The sequence below is a fragment of the Diaphorobacter sp. HDW4B genome (assembly GCF_011305535.1).
Classification (GTDB): domain Bacteria; phylum Pseudomonadota; class Gammaproteobacteria; order Burkholderiales; family Burkholderiaceae_C; genus Diaphorobacter_A.
The window spans coordinates 5,294,350-5,317,956 of sequence record NZ_CP049905.1 but is presented as its reverse complement, the minus strand read 5'-3'; the positions used below and the strand labels follow the sequence as shown (position 1 = coordinate 5,317,956).

The 23,607-nt window shown below is 61.0% G+C and carries 22 protein-coding genes and 2 riboswitches; of the genes, 5 read left to right on the top strand and 17 right to left on the bottom strand.

Annotated elements, in window-relative coordinates; translation table 11 throughout:
- The first annotated feature begins 268 nt into the window (after positions 1-268).
- The 4 genes from G7048_RS24245 to G7048_RS24230 all read left to right on the top strand — a co-directional run bounded on the left by G7048_RS24245 (position 269) and on the right by G7048_RS24230 (position 2,977).
- Positions 269-529, top strand: a complete 261-nt coding sequence (locus G7048_RS24245) for a hypothetical protein (RefSeq protein ID WP_166070590.1) — start codon at positions 269-271, stop codon at positions 527-529.
- A gap of 605 nt (positions 530-1,134) precedes the next feature.
- A complete protein-coding gene (locus G7048_RS24240; RefSeq protein WP_240933369.1) occupies positions 1,135-1,605 on the top strand; it encodes a hypothetical protein in 471 nt (156 codons plus the stop codon).
- A gap of 67 nt (positions 1,606-1,672) precedes the next feature.
- Positions 1,673-2,440, top strand: coding sequence for a 2OG-Fe dioxygenase family protein (locus tag G7048_RS24235; protein ID WP_166070589.1), 768 nt, complete (start codon positions 1,673-1,675; stop codon positions 2,438-2,440).
- Between the two features lie 96 nt (positions 2,441-2,536).
- Complete coding sequence (locus tag G7048_RS24230) at positions 2,537-2,977, top strand: universal stress protein (RefSeq protein ID WP_166070588.1); 441 nt, start codon at positions 2,537-2,539, stop codon at positions 2,975-2,977.
- Positions 2,978-3,058: 81 nt separating this feature from the next.
- On the opposite strand, the gene G7048_RS24225 is transcribed toward G7048_RS24230, so the two are convergent.
- From G7048_RS24225 to G7048_RS24150, 16 genes are all read right to left on the bottom strand, one after another.
- On the bottom strand, positions 3,059-3,571 hold the full coding sequence (locus tag G7048_RS24225) for a bacteriohemerythrin (protein WP_166070587.1): 513 nt from the start codon (positions 3,569-3,571) through the stop codon (positions 3,059-3,061).
- Positions 3,572-3,755: 184 nt separating this feature from the next.
- Complete coding sequence (locus G7048_RS24220; protein WP_166071162.1) at positions 3,756-4,736, bottom strand: tripartite tricarboxylate transporter substrate binding protein; 981 nt, start codon at positions 4,734-4,736, stop codon at positions 3,756-3,758.
- 402 nt (positions 4,737-5,138) lie between these two features.
- Entirely contained in the window at positions 5,139-6,323 is a 1,185-nt protein-coding gene (bktB, locus tag G7048_RS24215; protein WP_166070585.1) for a beta-ketothiolase BktB, read from the bottom strand.
- Between the two features lie 113 nt (positions 6,324-6,436).
- Positions 6,437-7,195: an SDR family NAD(P)-dependent oxidoreductase gene (locus G7048_RS24210; protein ID WP_166070584.1), complete on the bottom strand. Its 759-nt coding sequence runs from the start codon at positions 7,193-7,195 to the stop codon at positions 6,437-6,439.
- A 102-nt stretch (positions 7,196-7,297) separates the two neighbouring features.
- Positions 7,298-7,999 (bottom strand): ABC transporter ATP-binding protein, encoded by a 702-nt coding sequence (locus G7048_RS24205; RefSeq protein ID WP_166071161.1) that lies wholly within the window; start codon positions 7,997-7,999, stop codon positions 7,298-7,300.
- 16 nt (positions 8,000-8,015) lie between these two features.
- A complete protein-coding gene (gene livG / locus G7048_RS24200; RefSeq protein ID WP_166070583.1) occupies positions 8,016-8,780 on the bottom strand; it encodes a high-affinity branched-chain amino acid ABC transporter ATP-binding protein LivG in 765 nt (254 codons plus the stop codon).
- Positions 8,777-10,042 (bottom strand): high-affinity branched-chain amino acid ABC transporter permease LivM, encoded by a 1,266-nt coding sequence (locus G7048_RS24195; protein ID WP_166070582.1) that lies wholly within the window; start codon positions 10,040-10,042, stop codon positions 8,777-8,779. Before G7048_RS24195 ends, livG begins: the two co-directional genes overlap by 4 nt.
- Entirely contained in the window at positions 10,042-10,965 is a 924-nt protein-coding gene (gene livH, locus G7048_RS24190) for a high-affinity branched-chain amino acid ABC transporter permease LivH (protein ID WP_166070581.1), read from the bottom strand. The genes G7048_RS24195 and livH overlap by 1 nt, the downstream gene beginning before the upstream one ends.
- A gap of 182 nt (positions 10,966-11,147) precedes the next feature.
- Positions 11,148-12,272, bottom strand: coding sequence for a high-affinity branched-chain amino acid ABC transporter substrate-binding protein (locus tag G7048_RS24185; RefSeq protein WP_166070580.1), 1,125 nt, complete (start codon positions 12,270-12,272; stop codon positions 11,148-11,150).
- A gap of 195 nt (positions 12,273-12,467) precedes the next feature.
- The gene (locus G7048_RS24180; RefSeq protein WP_166070579.1) at positions 12,468-13,148 is read right to left on the bottom strand and encodes an RluA family pseudouridine synthase; all 681 of its coding nucleotides are present in this window, start codon (positions 13,146-13,148) and stop codon (positions 12,468-12,470) included.
- 127 nt (positions 13,149-13,275) lie between these two features.
- The gene (gene gcvP, locus G7048_RS24175; RefSeq protein ID WP_166070578.1) at positions 13,276-16,173 is read right to left on the bottom strand and encodes an aminomethyl-transferring glycine dehydrogenase; all 2,898 of its coding nucleotides are present in this window, start codon (positions 16,171-16,173) and stop codon (positions 13,276-13,278) included.
- Between the two features lie 66 nt (positions 16,174-16,239).
- Entirely contained in the window at positions 16,240-16,614 is a 375-nt protein-coding gene (gcvH, locus tag G7048_RS24170; RefSeq protein ID WP_166070577.1) for a glycine cleavage system protein GcvH, read from the bottom strand.
- Positions 16,615-16,742: 128 nt separating this feature from the next.
- Positions 16,743-17,879 carry a glycine cleavage system aminomethyltransferase GcvT gene (gene gcvT, locus G7048_RS24165; RefSeq protein ID WP_166070576.1) on the bottom strand — a complete coding sequence of 379 codons (1,137 nt, stop codon included), beginning with the start codon at positions 17,877-17,879 and terminating at the stop codon, positions 16,743-16,745.
- A gap of 54 nt (positions 17,880-17,933) precedes the next feature.
- Positions 17,934-18,056: riboswitch (glycine riboswitch) on the bottom strand.
- Positions 18,057-18,071: 15 nt separating this feature from the next.
- A riboswitch (glycine riboswitch) is annotated at positions 18,072-18,181 on the bottom strand.
- Positions 18,182-18,241: 60 nt separating this feature from the next.
- On the bottom strand, positions 18,242-19,534 hold the full coding sequence (locus G7048_RS24160; RefSeq protein WP_166070575.1) for a TRAP transporter large permease: 1,293 nt from the start codon (positions 19,532-19,534) through the stop codon (positions 18,242-18,244).
- A 30-nt stretch (positions 19,535-19,564) separates the two neighbouring features.
- Positions 19,565-20,077 carry a TRAP transporter small permease gene (locus G7048_RS24155; protein WP_166070574.1) on the bottom strand — a complete coding sequence of 171 codons (513 nt, stop codon included), beginning with the start codon at positions 20,075-20,077 and terminating at the stop codon, positions 19,565-19,567.
- A gap of 98 nt (positions 20,078-20,175) precedes the next feature.
- On the bottom strand, positions 20,176-21,150 hold the full coding sequence (locus G7048_RS24150) for a TRAP transporter substrate-binding protein (RefSeq protein WP_166070573.1): 975 nt from the start codon (positions 21,148-21,150) through the stop codon (positions 20,176-20,178).
- A 392-nt stretch (positions 21,151-21,542) separates the two neighbouring features.
- Between G7048_RS24150 and G7048_RS24145 the strand changes: the two genes are divergently transcribed.
- Positions 21,543-22,001, top strand: a complete 459-nt coding sequence (locus G7048_RS24145) for an Lrp/AsnC family transcriptional regulator (protein WP_166070572.1) — start codon at positions 21,543-21,545, stop codon at positions 21,999-22,001.
- Between the two features lie 42 nt (positions 22,002-22,043).
- Here G7048_RS24145 and G7048_RS24140 read toward each other — a convergent pair whose 3' ends face one another.
- Positions 22,044-23,525 (bottom strand): amino acid permease, encoded by a 1,482-nt coding sequence (locus G7048_RS24140; protein WP_166070571.1) that lies wholly within the window; start codon positions 23,523-23,525, stop codon positions 22,044-22,046.
- Between the last annotated feature and the right edge of the window lie 82 nt (positions 23,526-23,607).

Below are 23,607 nucleotides of genomic sequence, written 5' to 3'. Positions count from 1 at the left end.
GTATTGACGTGACCATGGCTGGACTTAACCTGAGCGCGAACAATGGAATTTTGGGGCAGGTGCCGGGGGACGAGCTATCTGACCTCAAGGTGGGCCTACCGCCAGCGGGATCGGACCAGCCCGAAAAGATCGTGGTGGAGTTTGAGTCGGCGAGGCTTGGGCCTATTCGCGTGACGTTCCAGGGGATGAAAAATCAGCGCCGAGCGTTTCAGACTTGGTTCTGGACGCCGTGCCATGCGGAGTTGGTCCAACCCGGTAAAGTCGACGAATGATCCAGACTCTGAAAATCGAGAAGATGGCACCAGGCGAGTACGCGGTCGAGGTGCTCAATGATCATTCCGTCGCGCTTGACTTCACTGTTGGTTCGATTGCCGGGGCGATCCGCGACGTTGCCAAGATGCTGCCGAGTGCGCAGGCGTTTCACATCTGGTTCGAGCACGTCAGCGTTGGCACCACGCCAGCGATCAACATGCGGCACGATCCGGAGACGTTGGCGAATCGGCTCAAACTGCTGCATGGGCAGTTCTGAATCGCAGTTCCGAGATGATTTCCGGTGTAGGTTTTGGTATGGGATTTTTTGAGGTTGCAGAATTTTCAGAGGGGAACATTACCATCCAATATGACAATGTTCATGTGTTTACTGCAACTGCGTGACGAGCCCGGTCTGGTGCGGGCTTCGCACAGGAAAATCAAAGAATTCGAGGCTGCACGAAGCAAATCGTGCGAATGACTGTCATTGTCGTTGATGAAGCCGTACGAACACCAGCGAAACGCCTGAATTGGGGCAATTTCAAACACAAGCTTACAGTGGGAAGCCTTCGGGCGGGGGGATTTCCGGTCAACGTCAGCGTATGCGAATACGTTGAACAGTGGCTAGTGACCTGATGAAGGTCAAAACCTGTACTTACGATTGTTATCGAGTGATGCAGGTCAAGGCTGTGACTGGTGCTTACCATACAGCGCTTTCGCGCAACAGGGGTAGTGGATGGGCAAACGGCATGCGTTGCAAGCAATGACAATGACGGCCCGGCCACTTGAACAGCGTGATGTTTCATGAAGAAGGACTACAAGAGACCCATGTCGAATCACATATCCACGCGCCAATCCATTGGCAAACAGGTACGCGCAGGCCTCATGGGCTTGCTGCTGGTCACTCTCGGTGTGGCCGCCAGCGCGCAGGTGCAAATCGGTGGCTCGGTGAGTGGTCAGATCGCTCCGGGCGTCTATGGCCGCGTCGATATCGGCGGTGCGCCGCCACCGCCGCTGATCTACCAACAGCCCGTGATCATTGCGCCTCCGCGTGTGGTGATGCCCGCGCCGCCGGTCTACATGTACGTTCCACCAGGACACGCCAAGCACTGGGGCAAGCATTGCGCCCGGTACGGTGCCTGCGGCCAGAACGTGTATTTCCTGCGCAATCCGCCACCACAGTTCCATCGTGCGCCACCGCCGCCTCGTTACCACGGACGTGATCGGGATGACCGCTGGGATCGTCATGAGCGCCATGATCGACACGACCGCGACCACTATCGTGACCGTGACGATCATCGTGGCAATGGACACGGCAATGGCCGGGGACATGGCAGAGGCCATGACCGCGACTGACATTTCAACGTGGATTTGAGCTCGCTTTACCTGTAAGCAATGGCTTCTGGGTTTAAGCTCGGGTCTCATGGCCCACGTCACTTTTTCTCCCCCGTATTCGCCCGCGGATCAGGTAGCCAATCAGCTGCGTGACCGCGGGTTTGCCGTTTTGCAGCCTAGCGATGTCGCCAACTGGATCGGCTGCCCGTTGGACGAACTTCAAGCCTTGTCGGGCGGTTGGGCAGATCTGCCGCCGGATGAATTTTTGAAGGACGGTGGGCGTTATCGTCGCCGTCGCCATTCCTGCTTTGTGGTGCAGGGCAGCGAGTACGAGCAGGTACCGCATCGCGCGCATTGGCAACCCGTGGAATACAACGCGCTGCACGGCGGCATGCAGCGCTGGTTTGCGCCCATGCTCGATGAGACGGTGGCGCATGAGGTCTGGCCGAAGATGATGCGCGCGCTCGCGCAGTTGACGCAGGATGCCATCGTGCGCGACAAGAGCGCGCAGCCGCTGTTCATCGAGGCACACCAATTCCGCATCGACACGTCCGATGGCATCGGTCGCCCAACTCCTGAAGGTGCGCACCGCGATGGCGTGGATCTGGTGGCCGTGTTTCTGGTGGACCGGCAGGATGTGAAGGGTGGCGAGACGCGCATCTTCGAAGCCACGGGACCGAACGGTCAGCGCTTCACCTTGACGGAGCCTTGGTCGGTGCTGCTGCTCGACGATGCCCGCATGATCCATGAGACCACTCCCATCCAGCCCGAGAAGCCCGGCGGTTGGCGTGATACGCTGGTCGTCACCTGCCGTGCAGGGGACTTTCAAAATGCCGGAGGAACGGAACGCGGTTGATGTGAGTCAATTCTTTGGGGTGAGGAAAGGCGCAAACTCACTAACAGATTCGATACTTTGATTGGGCATTCCAGCCTTGAGCACAGGAGAGATTTCATGTTCACCAATATTCTGATTCCCGTTGACGGTTCCACTACAGCACTGAGCGCAGTTGGCAAGGCCGCTGGTCTGGCCAAGACGTTCGGCAGCAGCGTGACCGTGCTGTACGTCATCGATCCGTATCCGTTCACCGGCGTCGGTGCCGATTTCGCCTATGGTCAGTCGCAGTATATGACGGCCGCCAGCGCCGAGGCCAATGCCGCTTTGGACGCTGCCAAGCAGGCGTTGAACGAGGCGGGTATCGACAAGGTCATCACCAAGTTGGGCGAGGGCCATGCGATTCACGAAGGCATCATCCGCGCGGCCAAGGAAGTGGCAGCTGACCTGATCGTCATGGGCTCGCACGGACGCAAGGGGCTGGAAAAGCTGGTGCTGGGCAGCGTGACGCAGCGCGTGCTGGGCGTGTCCGACATTCCCGTGCTCGTCGTGCGCGAGTAATCAGCGCATCGCCTCTCAAGGCACCAACAGCAACGGCCCACGAGGGCCGTTTGTTTTTGGGAGAGGCGTGCTTCTTGCGCTTCAGGTGCCGAACAGGCGCGCGAGCCATCCTTTGCTCTTGTTGCGCTGCTCCAGCTCCTGCAGCACTTCGGCTTTGATGCGCTGAGCTTCCGATGAAGGTCCGCCTTGTTGCGCCATGCGCAGATAAGTTTTGGCGGCATCCACGTAGCCGTGGTCTTCATTGCGAATGTGGTTGAACAGCCAGCGCGACAGCATGCCGTGGAGTTCGTCGGTCACGTCTTCGCCCGCGTCGAAGCGTGACTGGAACAAGGCCACGCGCTTGGCGAAGAGTTCATGCACTTTCTTGTGCGGACCCGCAAAGAGGTAGCCAGCATTTTCGATCAGCGCTTCCTCGAAAACGAAGTGCGAGAGGGTGTAGTCCACCATCTCGCCGATCACCTCGCCGAGCTCTGCCCGGTCGTGCGTCGCTTTCAGTTCGTGAAGCTTGTTGATGTATTCGACGATGCGGCGATGTTGCCTGTCAATTTCGTCAATGCCCGTATCAAGCTCGGGCAACCAAACCAGCAAAGCCATTGGGTTCTCCAATATCTGTGTATGGAGAAGTATTTATGACGATGGCTGTAGGCATCATGATTTAGGTCATGAGCCGTCAAAGATGGCTTCGATATTGGGTTTGCAACCCTATTTTGATTTCACTGTCGATTGATTTATTGCACCTGCACTCGAAATCAAGCGCAGGTGCTTTGCTCTCTGGCGATTACTCGATCTTCACGCCGGAGGCTTCGACGATGCCCTTCCACTGCGTGTATTCGGTGTTCAACTGCTTGCTGAAATCGGCAGGCGACATGGCCAGCGGCTCGGCACCTTGTGCGTGGATGGCGGCCTTCATTTCGGGCGTGGCCAGCAGTTTGTTGATTTCGGTGTTCAGCGTGGTCACCACATTGGCGGGGGTGCCTGCAGGGGCCATCACGCCGTACCAGGTGCTCACGTCAAAGCCCTTGTAGCCGGATTCGGCAATCGTCGGCACGTCCGGCAGCGACGAGCTGCGCTTGGCCGACGTGACCGCGAGCGGGCGCAGCTTGCCCGACTGGATCTGACCCATGGCGGACGGAACCGAGGACACGAGCAGGTCCACGTTGCCAGCCAGCGCGTCCATCATCGCGGGGTTGGAGCCCTTGTATGGCACGTGGCTCAGCTTGATGCCAGCGGCCTTCTCGAACAGATCACCAGCGAGGTGGATCGATGTGCCGTTGCCGGGCGAACCGTAGGTCACCGAACCGGGATTGGCCTTGGCGGCAGCGACCACATCGGCCAGCGTCTTGTACTTGGAGTTCGCCGATGTGGCGATGATCACCGGCGTGTAGGCCACGTGGGCGACGGCGGTCAGATCCTTGGTGGGATTCCAGGACAGGTTCTTGTACAACCATGGGCCGATGACCAGATTGTCCTTCTGGCCCATGACGATGTCGTAGCCGGTGGGCTGCGCCTTGGTCACTTCGCCGATGCCGATGGTGCCGCCCGCGCCGGGCTTGTTGTCGGCCACGACGGTCCACTTGTTGGTCTTGCTGAGCTCGTTCGCGACGAGGCGTGCCAGAATGTCCGTGCCGCCGCCCGGTGGGAAGGGGATGACCAGACGCACGGGCTTGGTCGGGTACGCGGCCGGTGCGGTCTGCGCGTGGACAAGGCCGCTGGCGGCCAGTGCTGCCAAAGCGGTTGTGATTGTGAGGGTGCGGCGCATCATCATGATGTGAAAGTCTCTCCTGCAGATGGAAAAAGGCCCCTTCTGGCGAACCAGCGGGGCCTCAGAACCTGTTCACGATCTCCACGATGCCGCGTTGGGGCGCAATCGGGATGAGTTTGGAGTGATGGATCGCCGCATGGGCTTGTGCCCATGCAAGAGCCAGCGCACCAAAATCGCCCGATTTCGCCCCAACCCAGAGGGTCAGTGTCTTTGCGGCGGTCTGCAGCGTTGCAAATCCTCGCAATAGCATGGCTATTGCTGCGGTATTGCGCCTCGCATCCCATCCCGCAAAGACACTGGCGCGGTGCCGCGGAGATCGTGAGCAGGTTCTTATTGTTGGACACCAGCGTTTATCTTAACGCGTGTCCAGAGCCAATAGCACTCGTGCTTACACGGGGCTCACATGCGCTCGAAGATCGCGGCGATGCCCTGGCCGCCGCCAATGCACATCGTCACCAGCGCGTACTTGCCCTGGATGCGTTCGAGTTCGTGCAGCGCCTTCACGGTGATCACGGCACCGGTCGCACCAATCGGGTGACCCAGCGAAATGCCGGAGCCGTTCGGGTTCACCTTGGCAGGGTCCAGACCCAGATCGCGCGTCACCGCGCAGGCTTGGGCGGCAAAGGCTTCGTTGGCTTCGATCACGTCCAGATCGTTCACGGTGAGACCCGCCTTTTCCAGCGCCAGCTTGGTGGCTGGCACGGGGCCGATGCCCATGAACTTGGGGTCCACGCCAGCGTGGGCGTAGGCAACCAGACGGGCCATGGGCTTCAAGCCACGGGCAGCAGCAGCCTTGGAATCCATCAGCACCACGGCAGCGGCGGCGTCGTTGATGCCGGAGGCGTTGGCTGCGGTCACGGTGCCGTTTTCCTTGATGAACACGGGCTTGAGCTTGGCGAAGTCGGCAGCAGTCGCGCCGGTGCGGAAATGCTCGTCGGTCACGTATTGCACGTCACCCTTCTTGGACTTGAGCGTGACGGGCACGATCTGGTCCTTGAAGTAGCCAGCGGCGGTGGCACGCTCGGCGCGGTTGTGGCTTTCGACGGCCAGGTTGTCCTGGTCTTCACGGGTGATGCCCCACTTGGCGGCGATGTTCTCGGCCGTCACACCCATGTGGATGTTGTGGAACGGGTCGTGCAGCGCGCCGATCATCATGTCGATCATCTTGAAGTCGCCCATGCGAGCGCCCCAGCGGCTGGTGAGCGATGCGTACGGAGCGCGGCTCATGTTTTCGGCGCCTGCGCCGATGGCGATGTCAGCATCGCCCAGCAGAATCGACTGGCTGGCGCTGATGATGGCCTGCAGACCCGAGCCGCACAGACGATTCACGTTGTAGGCGGGCGTGCCTTCGCCGCAGCCGCCGTTGATGGCCGCCACGCGCGAAAGGTACATGTCCTTGGGCTCGGTGTTCACCACATGGCCGAACACGACGTGGCCCACGTCCTTGCCTTCCACATTGGCGCGCGCCAGCGATTCGCGCACGACGGTTGCGCCCAGTTCGGTGGGAGGTACATCCTTGAGGCTGCCACCAAAGGTGCCGATGGCGGTACGGATGGCGCTGACAACTACGACTTCACGGGACATGACAAGGTCTCCTTGGTTTGAATGAGAGAAAGGGAAATCGATGAGCCCAAGCGACGAAGGCGTCGACGCTCAAGCCACTACGTATTCAGATAAGTATTGTGCAACGCAGCATTTCATTTGTCGCGCACATCCGCGACAGGGTTTTCCCCGAAATCCGTGCGATGCAGGTAGGCCAGCAGGCGCGCTGCGGCGTCGGCGGGAGAGGTCAGACGCTCGTCCTGCTTCATCGCCTTGAAGTTGCCGATGTCCGGAAAATCCTCGGGATTCGCGCCGCGCAACTGCACTTGCATGTCGGTGTCGATCACACCGGGTGCGAGCGAGCACAGCTTGGCACCATGGGGCTTGAGCGCTTCTTCCAGCGCCGTGCAGCGCGTGAACATGTCCATGCCCGCCTTGGCCGAGCAGTACGCCGCCTGCGAAGCCATGGGCCTGCGACCGAGTCCTGAGGAAATGTTGAGCACCTTGCGGGGGCAAGTCCATTGCTCGGTGGCCGCCAGAAACGCGCCGGTCAAGGCCATCGGCGCTTCAAGGCCCACGCGCATGGCGTTCTGCAGATCGGCAACCGCGATCTGCCCGAGCGGTGCAATGCGGGGAATCACGCCCGCATTGTTGATCAGCGTGAGGCTGGCCCAGTCATCCGCGTTCAGGGACGAGAGCAGGGTGGTCAGCCGCTTGGCCGCTTCTTCGCTGTTGGCGAGGTCCTGTTCCCACTGCTGCAGTTGCTCTGTATCGGTGGCCGCTTCGGCCAGCGCATCGCTGGTCTTGCGCGCGATGCTGATCAGCATATGGCCTTCGCGCAGCAATTGCTGACCAATGGCCAGACCCATGCCGCGCGAGCCGCCTGTGAGGATGGTGAGGTGTTTTTTGCTCATCGCTGCATCTTACGGGATGCGTTGACAACAACAAAAAAAGCGCCCAGTCGAAGCCAACCGGGCGCTTTGCATCGCGTGTGCGGGTCTCAATGAATCAAGCCATCAAGCGCCCAGATAGGCCTTTCGCACATCCGCATTGGTCAGCAGCGCCTGACCGGAATCTTCCAGCACGACCTTGCCGGTTTCCAGCACGTAGCCGCGATCGGCGATCTGCAGGGCGCGGTTGGCGTTCTGCTCGACGAGGAACACGGTCACGCCGTTGGCGCGAATGGTCTGGATGATCTCGAAGATCTGGGCAATGATCAGCGGGGCCAAGCCGAGCGTGGGTTCGTCGAGCAGCAGCAGGCGCGGCTTGCTCATCAGCGCACGGCCGATGGCGAGCATCTGCTGTTCGCCGCCGGACATGGTGCCCGAGCGCTGGCCCGAGCGTTCGCGCAGGCGCGGGAACAGCTTGAAGACATGTTCGATGCCATCGGCGATTTCCGACTTGTTCAGAAAGAACCCGCCCATCTTGAGGTTTTCCTCGACGGTCAGGTCCTTGAACACGCGGCGGCCTTCCGGAGAGATGGCGATGCCGCGGCGCATGATGTGGTGGGTGGACATCTGGGTGATGTCCTCGCCCTCGAACAGAATCTTGCCGCTGCTCGCGCGCGGGTTGCCGCAGACGGTCATCAACAGCGAGGTCTTGCCCGCGCCGTTGCTGCCGATCAGCGTGACGATTTCGCCCTGGTTGACATGCAGACTCACCTTGTTGACCGCGCAGATCGCGCCGTAATGGGTGGAGACCTGCTCCAGTTGCAACATGTGTTTGGTGCTCATCTCAGGCCTCTCCCAGATAGGCCTTGATGACCCGCTCGTTGTTGCGCACCTCGTTGGGTGTGCCCATGGCGATCGGCTTGCCGTATTCCATGCACAGAATGCGCTCGGACACACCCATCACCAGACCCATGTCGTGCTCGATCAGCAGCACAGTCACGCCGAACTCGGTGCGCAGGCGCTCGATCAGGTGTTGCAGCTCGACCTTTTCCTGCGGGTTGAGACCGGCGGCGGGCTCGTCCAGCATCAGCAGCTTGGGCTGGGTGATCATGCAACGCGCGATTTCCAGACGGCGCTGGTGACCATACGCGAGGTTGCCGGCTTCGCGGTTGGCGAATTCGGCAATGCCCATGAACTCCAGCCACTTCATCGCGTTGGCGATGGCGGCCTTTTCGCTTTCGCGGTAGCCCTTGGTGTTGAACAGACCGCCGAGCACCGACTTGCTGGTGCGGCTGTGCTGCGCAACCAAAAGGTTTTCCACGGCGGTCATGCTCTTGAACAGTCGCACGTTCTGGAAGGTGCGCACCACACCGCGCTGGGCGACGCTGTGGCTGCCCAGACCGGCAATCGACTCGCCCGCCAGCGTGATCACGCCGGTGGTGGGCTTGTAGAAACCGCTGATGCAGTTGAACACCGTGGTCTTGCCAGCGCCGTTGGGGCCGATGATGGCGAAGATTTCCTTGGGCTGGATCGCCATCTGCACGCCATCGACGGCCAACAGGCCGCCAAAGCGCATGCTCAGGTCTTTGACTTCGAGGAGATGGCTCATGCGTGCGCTCCATCCTTGTTGTTGCCCGAGGAGGGAACTTCCACATGGTGGCGCTTCATGGGCAGCAGGCCCTGCGGACGCCAGATCATCATCAGAATCATCACCAGACCAAAAATCAACATGCGGTATTCGGAGAACTCGCGCGCCAGTTCAGGCAGCACGGTGATCAGAATCGCCGCAATGATCACACCGAGTTGCGAACCCATGCCGCCCAGCACCACGATGGCGAGGATCAGCGCCGACTCGATGAAGGTGAAGGACTCGGGATTCACAATGCCCTGACGCGCTGCGAAGAACGCACCGCCAAAGCCTGCGAACATGGCACCCAGCGTGAAGGCCGAGAGCTTGATCTTCGTGGGGTTCAGACCCAGCGAGCGGCAGGCGATTTCGTCTTCACGCAGTGCTTCCCACGCACGGCCAATCGGCATGCGGATCAGGCGGTTGCTGATGAAGAGAGTGACCACCGCGAGCAGCAGCGCCATCAGGTACAGGAAGATCACCATGTGCATGGTGCTGAACTCGATGTTGAAGAACTGCGCGAACGTGGTGCCGCCTTCGGTGATCGGCGAGCGGGTCAGCGGAATGCCGAAGAACGTGGGCTTGGGAATGCTGGAGATGCCGTCCGGGCCGCCGGTCCAGTCGTTCAGGTTCACCAGCAGCAGGCGGATGATTTCGCCGAAGCCCAGCGTCACAATGGCGAGGTAGTCGCCACGCAGGCGCAGCACCGGGAAACCCAGCACGAAACCGAACAGCGCCGATGCGCAACCGGCGAGCGGCAGCGCTTGCCAGAAGCTCCAGCCTGCCCAGTGATAGAGCAGGGCGTAGGTGTAGGCACCCACGGCATAGAAGCCCACAAAGCCCAGATCGAGCAGACCGGCAAAGCCGACCACGATGTTCAGGCCGAGGCCAAGCATCACGTAGATCATGGCGAGCGTGGCGATGTCCACCGCATTGCGACCAGCCATGAAAGGCCAGCTCATGGCGATCAGCGCGACCACGAGGTAGACCACCGGGCGTGCCTTGTCCGAAAGACTGGGCAGCGCGGGCAGGCTGATGCCCTTGGTGGCATTCTTGACCGCAGGGCGGATCAGTTGCCAGACGAACACGATCACGCAGCCCCAGATCACGTAGTTCCATTGCGGAACCAGATAGGTCTTGATGCCGGCGCGTTCCAGATGCAGGCCGAAGATCGGGATGATCAGCAGCGCGGTGATGACGGTCGCGAAGATGGCAGTGCCGAGTTGAGAGCGGATTTTGTCCATCACACTTTCTCCACTTCAGGTTTGCCCAGCAGGCCCGTGGGGCGGAACAGCAGGATCAGCACCAGCAGGCCAAAGGCCACGATGTCCTTGTATTCCGACGAGATGTAGGCAGCGGCAAAGGTTTCGGCCACGCCCAGCACCACACCGCCGAGCATCGCGCCGGGGATCGAGCCGATGCCGCCCAGCACCGCTGCCGTGAAGGCCTTGATGCCGGCGATGAAGCCGATGAACGGATTGAGCTTGCCCACCGCCAGCGCGATCAGCACGCCGCCCACGGCGGCCAGCACGGCGCCCAGAATGAAGGTGAACGAGACCACGCGGTTGGTGTCGATGCCCAGCAGGTTGGCCATGTGCATGTCCTGCGCGCAGGCGCGGGATGCGCGACCCATGCGGGAATGCTTGATGTACAGCGTGAGCGCAATCATCAACGCCACGGCCACCACGATGATGAGGATACGCGCGTAGGGGATGAAGACTTCGAAATTGCCCAAGTGGAAGGTGACTGCGCCGGGCAGCAGGGCGGGAACCGCCATGTCGCGCGCGCCTTGACCGAGGGCCACCCAGTTCTGCAGAAAGATCGACATGCCGATCGCGGAGATCAGCGCCACCAGACGGGGGCTGCTGCGCAGCGGCTTGTAGGCGACCTGTTCCACGGCAAAGCCGTAGACCCCGGTGATGACGACGGCCACCACCAGCATGAGCGCGATGATGAACCAGATCGGCAGACCGCTGGTCGTGCCCACTGCGGACAGCGTGACCAGACCCACATAGGCTCCGATCATGTAGATGTCGCCGTGAGCGAAATTGATCATCCCGATGATGCCGTAGACCATGGTGTAGCCAATGGCGATCAGGGCGTAGATGGCTCCTAGTGAGAGCCCGTTGAATAGCTGTTGTATCAGCTGCGGCAATAAGTCAGACATTGCTTGGTCGTCCACTTTGAGGGCAGGTTCAATCGATCTTGCACGGCCCAGGTGCACTTGTCATCAGGAAAGTTCCTGTTTGGGAACTGTCCGAAAAACCTTGGCACCAGTTAAACGAACGGGGCAGGTACGTCGCAAACTCGGTTTGCGAACGTCCTGCCCCGAAGGGAGAGCGTCAAGTGTTACTTGACTGCCGGAGTCTTGGAGCCATCCTTGTGCCACTGGAACACTTGGAAGTCGAAGGACTTCAGGTCACCCTGCTTGTTCCAGGAGATCGGGCCGATCACGGTGTCCACCGAGTTGGCGTGCAGCCATTCGGAAACCTTGGCTGGATTGTCGCCAGCGGCCTTGATCGCAGCGATCAGGGATTGAGCGGCAGCGAACGAAGTCAGCTGGAAAGCGCCCGAAGGATTGCGCTTGGCATCCTTGAAAGCCTTCACGACAGCGGCGTTCTTGGGGTTGGCCGAGAAGTCGGCAGGCAGAGTCACCAGCATGCCTTCGACCGCAGCGCCAGCGATGGCGTTCACTTCAGGATTGCCAACGCCTTCCGGGCCCATCATCTTGACCTTCAGGCCTTGCTCGGCGGCCTGACGCAGCAGCAGGCCCATTTCTGGGTGGTAGCCGCCGAAGTAGACGAAATCGACACCGGCGCTCTTGAGCTTGGTGATCACGGCGGAGTAGTCGGAGTCACCAGCGTTGATGCCTTCGAACATCGCCACGTCGACCTTGGCCTTCTTCAGATCGTCACGAACCGAGGAGGCAATGCCCTGGCCATACGACTGCTTGTCGTGCAGCACGGCAACCTTCTTTGGCTTGGCGTGCTCGATGATGAACTTGGCAGCCGATGGGCCTTGCTGGTCATCGCGGCCGATGGTGCGGAAGATGAAGCTGAAGTTCTTGCCGTCAGTCAGGGCAGGAGACGTAGCCGATGGAGTGGCAACCACCACGCCTTCGTTGTTGTAGATAGGAGCCGCAGCAATGGAAGCGCCGGAGCAGACAGGGCCGATCACGTAGCCGATCTTGCTGTTGACCACACGGTTCGCAGCCACAGGACCTTGCTTGGGTTCGCAAGCGTCATCCACCGCCACCAGTTCGATCTTCTTGCCGTTGATGCCGCCGGCTGCATTGGTCATTTCAACCGCAGTCGTGGCACCTTCCTTGACCATGTCGCCGTACTGAGTCAGAGCGCCAGTCGTGGGGATCACCATGGCGATCTTGATCTGGGCGTGAGCCGCTGTTCCAACAAATGCTGCACCAGCCAGTCCCAGGGCGGCGATCAACGTACGCGCACGGAAGGTCGTTTGCATAGTTATTCCTATCACTAATAATTTCAATAAAGGTAAATTGTATGCAGTCGTGCGCCCCTTTTTGGGGAGCGTCGCACAGCAAGTCGCCCAGCTTATCGAGGGGACATGGCCTCACAACGGGGGGTTTCCCTAGGAGGGGTGCATAAGCTAATGCTGATTATCCTCTGTAGGATGCCTTTTTTTCTTGATACAAGTTTAAAACGGCACGTTGCTGGCAATACACACTTCCTGCCCGCTGACGGGGTGTGAAAGCCGCAATAAACGTGCGTGAAGCATCAATCGGTCGGCAATTTGCTGCACCGGCTCCGGCGCGTAAAGTGGATCTCCGAGTATGGGAAATCCCAGATGCTGGAGATGCACCCGCAACTGATGCGTGCGCCCGGTGATCGGCTCAAGGGCAAGGCGCGAAATGTGCCGGATGTGCGAGATGCCATCGACCTGTTCAAGCACTTTCCAGCGCGTGACGCTCTGCTTGCCCGCCGGATCGACGATGTGGATCGGTCGCCTTGGCCAGTCCTGCAGAATCGGCGCGCTGATCTCTTGCCAGTCGCCCCCCGGCTCGGCAGGCACGCCCGCCACTAGCGCCTCATACGTCTTGTGCACCTGCCGCTCGGCAAACGCGGCGCTCATCGCACGCTGCATCTCCAGACTGCGCGCAAACAGCACGATGCCGGAGGTGGACATGTCGAGCCGATGGATCAGCAGCGTCTCGGGCCACTGCTGCTGCACGCGGGTGATCAGGCAATCCTGCTTGTCCGGCCCTCTGCCGGGCACGCACAGCAGGCCCGAAGGCTTGTCGAAGGCGAGCAGGTGTTCGTCTTCGTACAGCGGGATCAGCGGTTCGTGGGGGATGAAGGGCGGCGGGGGGAATTGCATCGGGCTGCGAGTGTAGTGCGCCTCTGGCAGGCGAGCTCGAAAAAAGGCGAGCGGCCCGAAGACCACTCGCCTTTCCCATGCTCGATCCGGTTTGCGCCAACACCAGGCAACTGGCGCAAGGGTCGGATCACTTGTTGTCGTATGCGTCCATCGGCACGCAACTGCAGAACAGGTTGCGGTCGCCGTAGACGTTGTCCACGCGGCCTACGGGTGACCAGTACTTGGACTTGCGCAGTGCGGCCACAGGGTAGGCGGCCAGCTCGCGGGCGTAAGCGTGCTTCCAGTCGTCGGCAGTGACCTGCTCGGCGGTGTGGGGCGCGTTCTTGAGCGGGTTGTCTTCGCGCGGCAGCTTGCCGGCTTCGACTTCGCGGATTTCGTCGCGGATGGCGATCATGGCGTCGATGAAGCGGTCGATCTCGAACAGCGTTTCGCTCTCGGTCGGCTCCACCATCAGCGTGTTGGGCACGGGGAAGGAGAGCGTGGGCGCGTGGAAGCCGTAGTCGATCAGGCGCTTGGCGACGTCTTCGGCCATCACGCCGGAGGTGTCCTTCAGGTTGCGCAGATCCAGAATGCACTCGTGCGCCACGTGGCCGTTTGCGCTGGAGTACAGCGTCGGATAGTGGTCCTTCAGGCGCGCGCTGATGTAGTTGGCGCTCAGAATCGCAGCCTCAGTGGCGTGCTTCAAACCATCCGGGCCCATCATGCGGATGTACATCCAGCTGATCGGCAGCACGGCGGCATTGCCCAGAGGCGCTGCGCTCACCGCGCCCACGCCGCTTTCAATGCCGGCGGTCTGGTGACCGGGCAGGAAAGGCACGAGGTCTTCCACCACGCAGACGGGGCCAACGCCCGGGCCGCCACCGCCGTGGGGGATGCAGAAGGTCTTGTGCAGGTTCAGGTGGCTCACGTCGCCGCCGAACTCGCCGGGAGCTGCCACGCCGACCAGCGCGTTCATGTTGGCGCCGTCCACATAGACGCGGCCGCCGTGCTGGTGCACCAGCTCGCACAGTTCCTTCACCTGGGTCTCGAACACGCCGTGCGTCGAGGGGTAGGTGATCATGATGCAGGCGAGGTTGGCGCTGTGTTGTTCGCACTTGGCCTTGAGGTCGCCCATGTCGACGTTGCCGTTGGCGTCGCAGGCCGTCACCACCACTTGCATGCCGACCATCTGGGCGGATGCGGGATTGGTGCCGTGCGCGCTGCTTGGAATCAGGCAGACGTTGCGATGCGCTTCGCCACGCGACTCATGCCAGCCCTTGATGGCCAGCAGACCGGCGTATTCGCCCTGACTGCCTGCGTTGGGTTGCAGGCTCACGCCTGCGTAGCCGGTGGCTTGGCACAGCCAGGCGCGCAGTTGCTCGTCGAGCTCGTAGTAGCCAGCCAGTTGGTCCTTGGGCGCGAACGGGTGCATGTTCGCGAACTCGGGCCAGGTGATCGGGATCATCTCGCTGGTGGCGTTCAGCTTCATCGTGCAGGAGCCGAGCGGAATCATCGAACGGTCGAGCGCCAGGTCCTTGTCCGACAGGCCACGCAGGTAGCGCAGCATCGAGGTTTCGGAGTGGTGCGTGTTGAACACGGGGTGTGTCAGGAACGCGCTCTTGCGAACGGCGAATTCGGGGATCAGCGACGGTGCGCCTTCATCCATGGCTTCGATCGTTGGCAGTGCCTTGCCTTCACCGGCAAAGATGCTCCAGACCAGTTCCACATCTGCGCGGGTGGTGGTTTCGTCGAGCGAGATGCAGATGTATTCGTTCCACGCTTTGCGCAGGTTGGCACCCTTGGCGACGGCGCGAGCGATGATCGCGTCGGTCTCGCCCTTGGTGTGCAGGCTCAGCGTGTCGAAAGCCGTGTCGTGGTGCTTGGCGGTGTAGCCCAGCTTGGCCAGACCGCGGCTCAGGATGGCGGTGAAGCGTGCCACGCGGTGAGCGATGCGCTTGAGGCCTTCCGGGCCGTGATAGACCGCGTACATGCTGGCGATGACGGCTGGCAGCACCTGTGCGGTACAGATGTTGGAGGTGGCCTTTTCGCGGCGAATGTGCTGTTCGCGGGTTTGCAGTGCGAGGCGGTAAGCGGGCTTGCCGTGCACGTCCACGCTCACACCGACGAGGCGACCTGGCAGCGAGCGCTTGTATTCATCGCGGCAGGCCATGAAACCGGCGTGCGGGCCACCAGCGCCCATGGGCATGCCGAAGCGCTGGGTAGAGCCGATGACGATGTCGGCATTCCATTCGCCGGGCGGGGTCAGCAGCGTCAGTGCGAGCAGGTCGGTTGCCACAATGGCGGCGCCTTGCTTGGCGTGGATGGCTTCCACGTCGGCCTTCCAGTCGGCAATCCAACCGCTGCTGGCGGGGTACTGGATCAGCACGGCGAACAAGTCGCCTGCGAGCAGGGCGTCCCATTCTTCCTTGGAGTTGGCGATCTTGACTTCGATGCCCAGCGGCTTGGCGCGGGTCTGCACCACTTCGATGGTTTGCGGATGCGCGTCGCCAGCCACCACGAAGGTGTTGCTCTTGGACTTGACCGAGCGCTTGGCCAGCGTCATCGCTTCGGCGGCGGCGGTGGCTTCGTCGAGCATCGACGCGTTGGCGATGGGCATGCCAGTCAGGTCGCAGACCATGGTCTGGAAGTTGACCAGCGCTTCCATGCGGCCTTGCGAGATTTCGGCCTGATACGGCGTGTAGGCCGTGTACCAGGCGGGGTTCTCCAGCACATTGCGCAGGATGACGCCCGGCGTCAGCGTGCCGTAGTAGCCCTGACCGATGAAGCTCTTGAGAATCTTGTTCTTCGACGCAAGCGCCTTGAGCTCGGCGAGCGCCGCAGCTTCGGTGATGGCGGCGGGAATGTCCATCGGCTTGGCGCGTGCAATGGAGCGCGGAACGATGGAATCGATCAGCGCGGTGCGCGATGCTTCACCGATCACGGAGAGCATGTGGGCTTCGTCGGAGGGGCTGATGCCGATGTGGCGCGGTTGGAATTCGGTGGCGTTTTCCAGCGCGGAAAGGGGGAGTGCGGCGGGCATTTGCATGGAGGGACCAGTCTCAAAAGCAAAAAAGAACCGCGCCTTCTGTGGGGGAAGGCGCGGTTGTCTGGATCAGGCGTTCGCGGCGAACGAGTTGTAGCTCGTTTCGTCCATCAGTTCAGCCAGTTGAGCGGCATCGCTCAGCTTGACCTTGAAGAACCAGCCAGCGCCCAGCGGGTCGCTGTTGGCAAGCGATGGATCGTTGCGCAGTTCTTCGTTGACTTCCACGATTTCGCCGGAGACGGGCATGTACACGTCGGCAGCGGCCTTCACGGATTCGACGACGCCAGCGACTTCGCCTTGGGCGAAGGTCTTGCCGACTTCCGGCAGGTCGACGAACACCACATCGCCCAGCGCGTCTTGCGCGTGAACGGTGATGCCGACGACGGCGGCGTTGGAATCAGCGGCGTTGACCCATTCGTGGTCTTTGGAGAAGTGGATGCTCATGGGTGCTCCAGAAAAAATAGTTGAAAAACGGTTCGAGATTGGTCAGCACGCAATGTAGCTTGGTTTTGTGGCACTCAAGGCGACGGACCAACGTCTATGGACTGCAAGCGGCGGAATCGTTTGCCGACTCAACCGCGGAAGTAATTGGTGGGCACGAACGGCGTGGCGCTCACCACCATCGGCACTTGCTTGCCGCGCACGAGGGCGAACACTTCGGTGCCGTTGGCTGCAAATTCGGGCTTCACAAAACCCAGCGCCACGGGTTGGTTCAGCGTGGGGCTGAGCAGGCCGCTGGTGATGTGACCGATCTTTTCGCCCGCTGCGTTCTGCAGCTCGGCGGGTTCACGCACGGGAATACGCTCCTTGGCGATCAGGCCCACGCGCTTTTGCGTGAGCGATGTGGGTTGGTCGATCTGCGAAAGAATCTTGGTCGCGCCGGGGAAACCGCCTGCGCGCTCGCCACCTGTGCGGCGCACTTTCTGGATGGCCCAGTTCAGCGTGGCTTCGGGCGGCGTGGTGGTGGTGTCGATGTCGTTGCCATACAGGCACAGACCGGCTTCGAGACGCAGCGAGTTGCGCGCGCCCAGACCAATCGGCTTGACTTCTTCCTGCTTGAGCAGCGCACGCGCGAACTCGTCGATGCGGCTTTCGTGCACCGAGATTTCAAAGCCGTCTTCGCCGGTGTAACCGCTGCGGGTGATGAATAGATCGGCGCCATTCCAGTTGAACTCGCCGCCGGTCATGAACACCAGCTTTTCCACGCCGGGAACGAGGCGCGAGAGCACATCCACAGCCTTCGGGCCTTGCAGCGCCAGCAGGCCGCGTTCGGGCATGGGGATGACCTGGCAGCGGTGACCGATGCGCTCGATGATGTGGGCGATGTCGCCGACCTTGCACGCGCCGTTGACGATCACGAAGATGTCCTTGCCGCGATTGAAGAACATCAGGTCGTCGATGATGCCGCCGTCGTCGTTGAGCAGCAGGCCGTAGCGCTGCTTGCCGACACCGAGGCCGATCACATCGACGGGCATCAGGGTTTCGAAAGCGGCGGCGGCATCGGCACCCACCAGACGCAACTGGCCCATGTGCGACACGTCGAACAGACCGGCAGCGCTGCGCGTGTGGTTGTGCTCGGCCATCAGACCGGCGGGGTACTGCACGGGCATGGAGTAACCAGCGAACGGCACCATCTTGGCACCGAGTTCGATGTGCAGGGCGTTCAGTGGCGTGTTGAGCAGCGGCGTGGCGGGCGAGGGCGCGGACATGGGCGGATGTCTCCAAGGCAAATGATCCAGACGACCAACCAAGCGTTGATCGCGGTTTGCCCTGCTGTCCGCTTTACCTGAGAGATTCATCGCACGTCATTTGAAAGACACGTGGCGACTTGCTCCTTCGGTGGACCGTTTTCGCGCTGAAAACAGCCTCTCTCCAGCTGGGGGAACGCCCGCATCACTGCGGGCGGTTTGCCAGTCCTTTTGCCTGAGCGTTCGGTGTCTGCCTGCGCCTTCGGCGGTCCGCGCGGCACGCGCAATGCAGCGGGCGGCGGACTCTCTCCTGACAAGCTGGCAATTATAACTGCATGGCGATGTTTGCTCGGACTCTCGTCGCTGCCTTATTTGTTGCGGCCCTATTTGAATCCCATGGCATGCGGCAGCCAGGTGCTGAGGGCCGGCACGAAGGTCAGGATGATCAGCACCACGCCATGCGCCCAGAGAAACGGCACCAGTTCCTTGACCAGCGCGGACATCGGCACCTTGGAGACATTGCAGGTCACGAACAGCAGACCGCCCACGGGTGGTGTGATCATGCCGAGCGTGAGGTTGAAGATCACGATCATTGCGAAGTGCACGGGATCGACGCCCAGCTTGACGGCCACGGGCGCGAGAATCGGCGCGAGCACCATCACACCCGGCAGCGGCTCGATGAAGATGCCGAACAGCAGCAGAAAGATGTTCACCAGAATCAGGAACATCCATGGCGAGAGATTCATGCTCACCAGCCACTCGGCCATCTGCTGTGGAATGCCTTCGATGGTCAGCACCCAGGCGAACGAAGCGGACAGGCCGATGATGATCAGCACCGAAGCCGAGAGCAGTGCGGAGCGCGAAAGAATGTCCGGCAGCGCCTTCCATTGCAGCGTGCGATAGACGAACTTGCCGCAGATGAGCGCGTAGAACACTGCCACCACCGAGGCTTCGGTCGGCGTGAACCAGCCTGCGCGCATGCCGCCCAGAATCACCACCGGCAACAGAATCGCCGGAAGCGCCTTCCAGGTGGTGATGAGGATTTCCTTGAGCGGCGGGGTCTGGCCGTCGCCCTTGTAGTTGCGCTTCTTGGAGACGTAGAAGTTCACCACGCACATCGCAATCGCGATCAGGATGCCGGGAAGAATGCCCGCCACGAACAGCGTGGCCACAGACACGGTTTCGTCCTGCAGCGCGTAGATGATCATCGTGATCGAGGGCGGGATGATCGGGCCGACGATGGCGGTCGATGCGGTGAGCGCGGCGGCGTAGGAGCGGTCGTAGCCCGCCTTGTCCATCATGCGGATCAGCATCGATCCGGGGCCTGCTGCATCGGCCAGCGCAGAGCCCGAAATGCCTGAAAAGAACGTGAGCGAAACCACATTCGTATAGCCCAGACCGCCGCGCCGATGGCCGACGAACTGGCCCGCGAATTTGAGCAGCACTTCGGTCAGCGAGCCGCCGCTCATCAGCTCGGCAGCGAGGATGAAGAACGGCACGGCCATGAGCGGAAAGCTGTCGATGCCGGTGAAGGTTTCTTTCAGCAGCACCATCAGTGGATAGTTCTCCGCAAGAATCAGCGTGGTGGCGGTGGACAGGCCGAGCGCGAACGCCACCGGCACACCGATGGCGAGATACACGCAGGCGGAGATGATGAGAACGAGACTGGCATCCATGGTGTGTTTTCTTTTTCTCGGGTTTCAGTCTCAGAGCGACGCCGAAGCGGTGGCGTCGAAATGGTCGTCGGACGCGAACTGGCGGTCCAGCACGTAGCCTTTGACGATCAGCAGAAAGTGAACGACCAGCAGCACGCCACCGATCGGCATGGCGCTGTAGATGTAGGCAAACGGAATCTGCGTGACGGCGGTGAGCTGGAACATGGTGCGCTGCATGTAGAGCCAGCCGTACCAGACCATGAAGCCGAAGAACGCGAACAGCAGCAGGGCGACGACGATGCGCAGCGCAATCGCGGCCTTGCGCGGCAGGGCGTCCTGCAGATTCTCGACGGCGATATGGCCGCCGTAGCGCAGCACCGGGCCGGCGCCCAGAAAGGTCAGCCAGATCATCATGTGGCGCGAGACTTCCTCGGCCCATTCGATGGATTCGTGGGTGGTGTAGCGCAGCACGACGTTGGTGAAGATGATCACCGACATGGCCGCAAGCAGCAGAATCAACGCCCAGCGGTTGACGGCGAGAAAGAGTCGCTCGAAGGTTTGCACGTTAGCGGGCCCGTGGGGCGTTGAGTTGGGAGATCAAGCAAAAATGCCCGGCTGCTTGTGGCGAATCCGGGCATGCTGCGGTCAGGTGGACGATGGCCTTACTTCACATCCACGATGCGCTGGATGTTGGCCTCGCCAAACTCCTTGGCGTATCCGGGGAAGGCAGGCTTGAGCGCCGCGCGGAAGGCGTCGCCATCGACCTTGCGGATGACCTTCATGCCGTCCTTTTCGAGCTGGGCGATGCCCTTGTCCTCGTCCTCGTTGACCTTGGCGCGCTGGGCCACGGAGGCCTTCTTGGCGGCGTCGGTGAAGACCTTCTTGTCCGCGTCCGAGAGCTTGTTCCAGACCTTGGGCGACAGCAGCAGCAGCGCTGGCGAGTACACGTGGCCGGTCAGCGAAAGATGCTTTTGCACCTGCGCGAACTTGGCGGACAGAATCACCGGAATCGGGTTTTCCTGCCCGTCCACCGTGCCCTGCTGCAGCGCGCCGAACAGCTCGGGGAAGGCCATGGGCGTGGGCAGAATGCCGAAGGTGCGGTAGCCGTCCATGTGCACCTTGTTTTCCATGGTGCGCATCTTCAGGCCCTTGGTGTCGGCGGGTGTGACGATGTCGCGCTTGGAGTTGGTCATGTGGCGAAAGCCGTTTTCGGTCCACGCCAGCGCGATGATGCCTTTGCTCGGGAACTTGGTGAGGATGTCCTGGCCGATGGGGCCGTCCATCACCTTGCGCGCGTGGTCGTAGTCGCGGAACAGAAACGGAATATCGACGATCTTCACTTCCGGCACGAAGTTGCCGACCGGGCCGGTGGAAGTGTTCACCAGATCCTGCGTGCCGAGCTGGATGGCTTCGATCTGCTCGCGCTCACCGCCGAGCGCCGAGTTGGGGAAATGCTGGCATTTGAAGCGGTTCTGCGTGTTCTTCTCGACCTCATCGCAGAACACCTTGGAGCCGACGCCGTAGTGCGAATCGGGGGCGGTGGCGTAACCGATCTTGAGAACCTGAGGGGCGGCCGTCGCTGTGAAAGCGACGCCGAGAGCCAAACCCATTCCCAAAGCCATCTTGCTGAGCTGCATTTTGTTTGTTCCTGATCGGCAATGCCGAAATTGTCTCCACACCTGTCGGGTTGGCAATTCGTGGTGAACGTTGTGAATTGCCGCCGTCCATTGTGGACAAACGGATACGCAGCGGAATTGGGGTTTTTATGTGTTCAGCCAGTTTGATTGAGGCTGTTTGGGCGATGACCCGGATGCGCCAAAGCTCCCGAAGGCAGCGGTAACCGCCTGGGAGCTGTGGAGGAGAGTGGAATGTCGGTAAACAGGCTCTGCTGGAAAGGGGCTTCGGTAAAAGTGTTTCGATGGAAGAAGTATGCGCCTGCGTTGCTCGAAGATGTTTTTGATTTTTCTTGTATTTGATGTCGATTTGGAAAAATAATCTACAAAGTCAACTTTTGTAGAAAATTATGCTTTTGGACTCGATGGATCGGAAAATTCTCACTCGTCTTCAAGCAGATTCGCGTGCGAGTCTGCAGGAAATCGGCGCTGCTGTGGGTTTGAGCGCATCTCCATGCTGGGGACGCATCAAGAAGATGGAGGAGGCGGGCGTGATCGAAGGCTACACCGTGCGCCTGAACCCGCAGGCGCTGGGGCTAGGCGACACGGTGCTGGTGCAGGTCACGCTGGACAGCCATTCGGACAACACGCTGGAGAAATTCGGCGAGGTGCTGGCGAGCATCCCCGAGGTGGTCGAGGCGCATCTGGTGTCGGGCGATTACGACTATCTGCTGCGCGTGGTCGTCAAGGACACGCGGGACTACGAGCGGCTGCTGCGCGAGAAGCTCTATCGCATCAAGGGCATACGCCACAGCCGCTCGAGTTTTGTGCTGCGCACGTTGAAGCGGGCCGATCTGCCGCTCAACGCGAGTTGAAGGAAAGCTGAAGGAGGCGGGAGGGAAACGGGAGCTAGTGCCTCAGCGCAGACCGCTCACGTCCATGTCCTTGTAGGCCACGATGCGCGAGCCCTTGACCCATTTGTAGCCAAACCAGATCGCAAGGAACAGCGGCAGGCCGATGTAGGTGGCCACCACGCCGACCCAGTCGATCTTGTCGGCCATGAAATTCTCGTAGTTCTGACCGAGCGTGATGACCATGCACAGCACAAAGGCGAACACTGGCCCGACCGGGAACGCGGGTGCCTGGTAGGGCAGGTTGCTCAAGGCGTAGCCCTGTGCCTCGCAGCCCTTGCGGAAGCGGTAGTGGCTGATGGCGATGCCCAGCCAGGCGACGAAGCCGCACATGCCCGAGAGATTGAGCAGCCAGATGTAGACGGCCGACGGGCTGAAGATATTGCTCAGAAAGCACAGCGCTGCAATCACGGTGGTGGCGATCAGTGCGAGCACGGGCACGCCGCGTCGGTTCACGCGTGCGAACATTTTTGGGGCCATGCCTTGCTCGGCCAGCGCATACAACATGCGGGTGGAGGCGTACATGCCCGAGTTGCCGGCGGACAGCACGGAGGTCAGCACCACCGCATTCATCACCGCCGCCGCGCCGAGCAGACCCGCGTGCTCGAACACGAGAGTGAATGGACTCACCGAAACATCACCCACATCGTTTTTGAGCAGTTGCGGATCGGTGTAGGGAATCAACAGGCCGATGATCAGAATCGCGAACACATAGAACAGCAGAATGCGCCAGAACACCTTGCGCACGGCTTTGGGCACGTTCTTGGCGGGATCTTCGGATTCACCTGCGGCAATGCCGATCAGTTCCGTGCCTTGAAACGAAAAGCCCACCACCATCGCCACGCCGATCAGTGCGGCAAAGCCGCCCGCGAAAGGCGCGTCGCCATTGGTGAAGTTGGCGACATTGCCCCAGAAACCCTCGGGCGCGCCGCCCTTGAAAATGCCGAACACCATCAGCAGACCGACGCCGATGAACACCAGCACGGTCACGACCTTGATGGTGGCGAACCAGAATTCCGACTCGCCAAAACCGCGTGCGGACAACGCGTTCAGCCCGACCATCAACGCCAGAAACAACGCGCTCCAGAGCACGCCATTCACGTCGGGGAACCAATAAGCCATGACGAGCTGTGCGGCCACGAGGTCGACCGCGATGGTCACCGCCCAGTTGTACCAGTAGTTCCAGCCAAGCGCGAAGCCGAATCCGGGGTCCACGTACTTGGCGCCATAGGTGGCGAAGGAGCCGGAGACCGGCAGGTGCGACGCCATCTCGCCCAGACTGGTCATGAGAAAGTACACCATCAGCCCGACCACCATGTAGGCCAGCAGTGCGCCGCCGGGGCCCGCTTGCGAGATGGTCGCGCCCGAGGCGACGAACAGACCTGTGCCGATGGAGCCGCCAATGGCGATCATGGACATGTGGCGTGCCTTGAGCGTGCGGCGAAGCTGGCTGGGTTCTGGGGTGGGGGAGGAACTGTTTGCGTTCATGAGAGAAGAGGCGGCAGGGTACGATGTGCAGGAAATCCTGCAGGGGCCGTTGCGTCACAGAAAGGTCGATTTCAGGGGAATC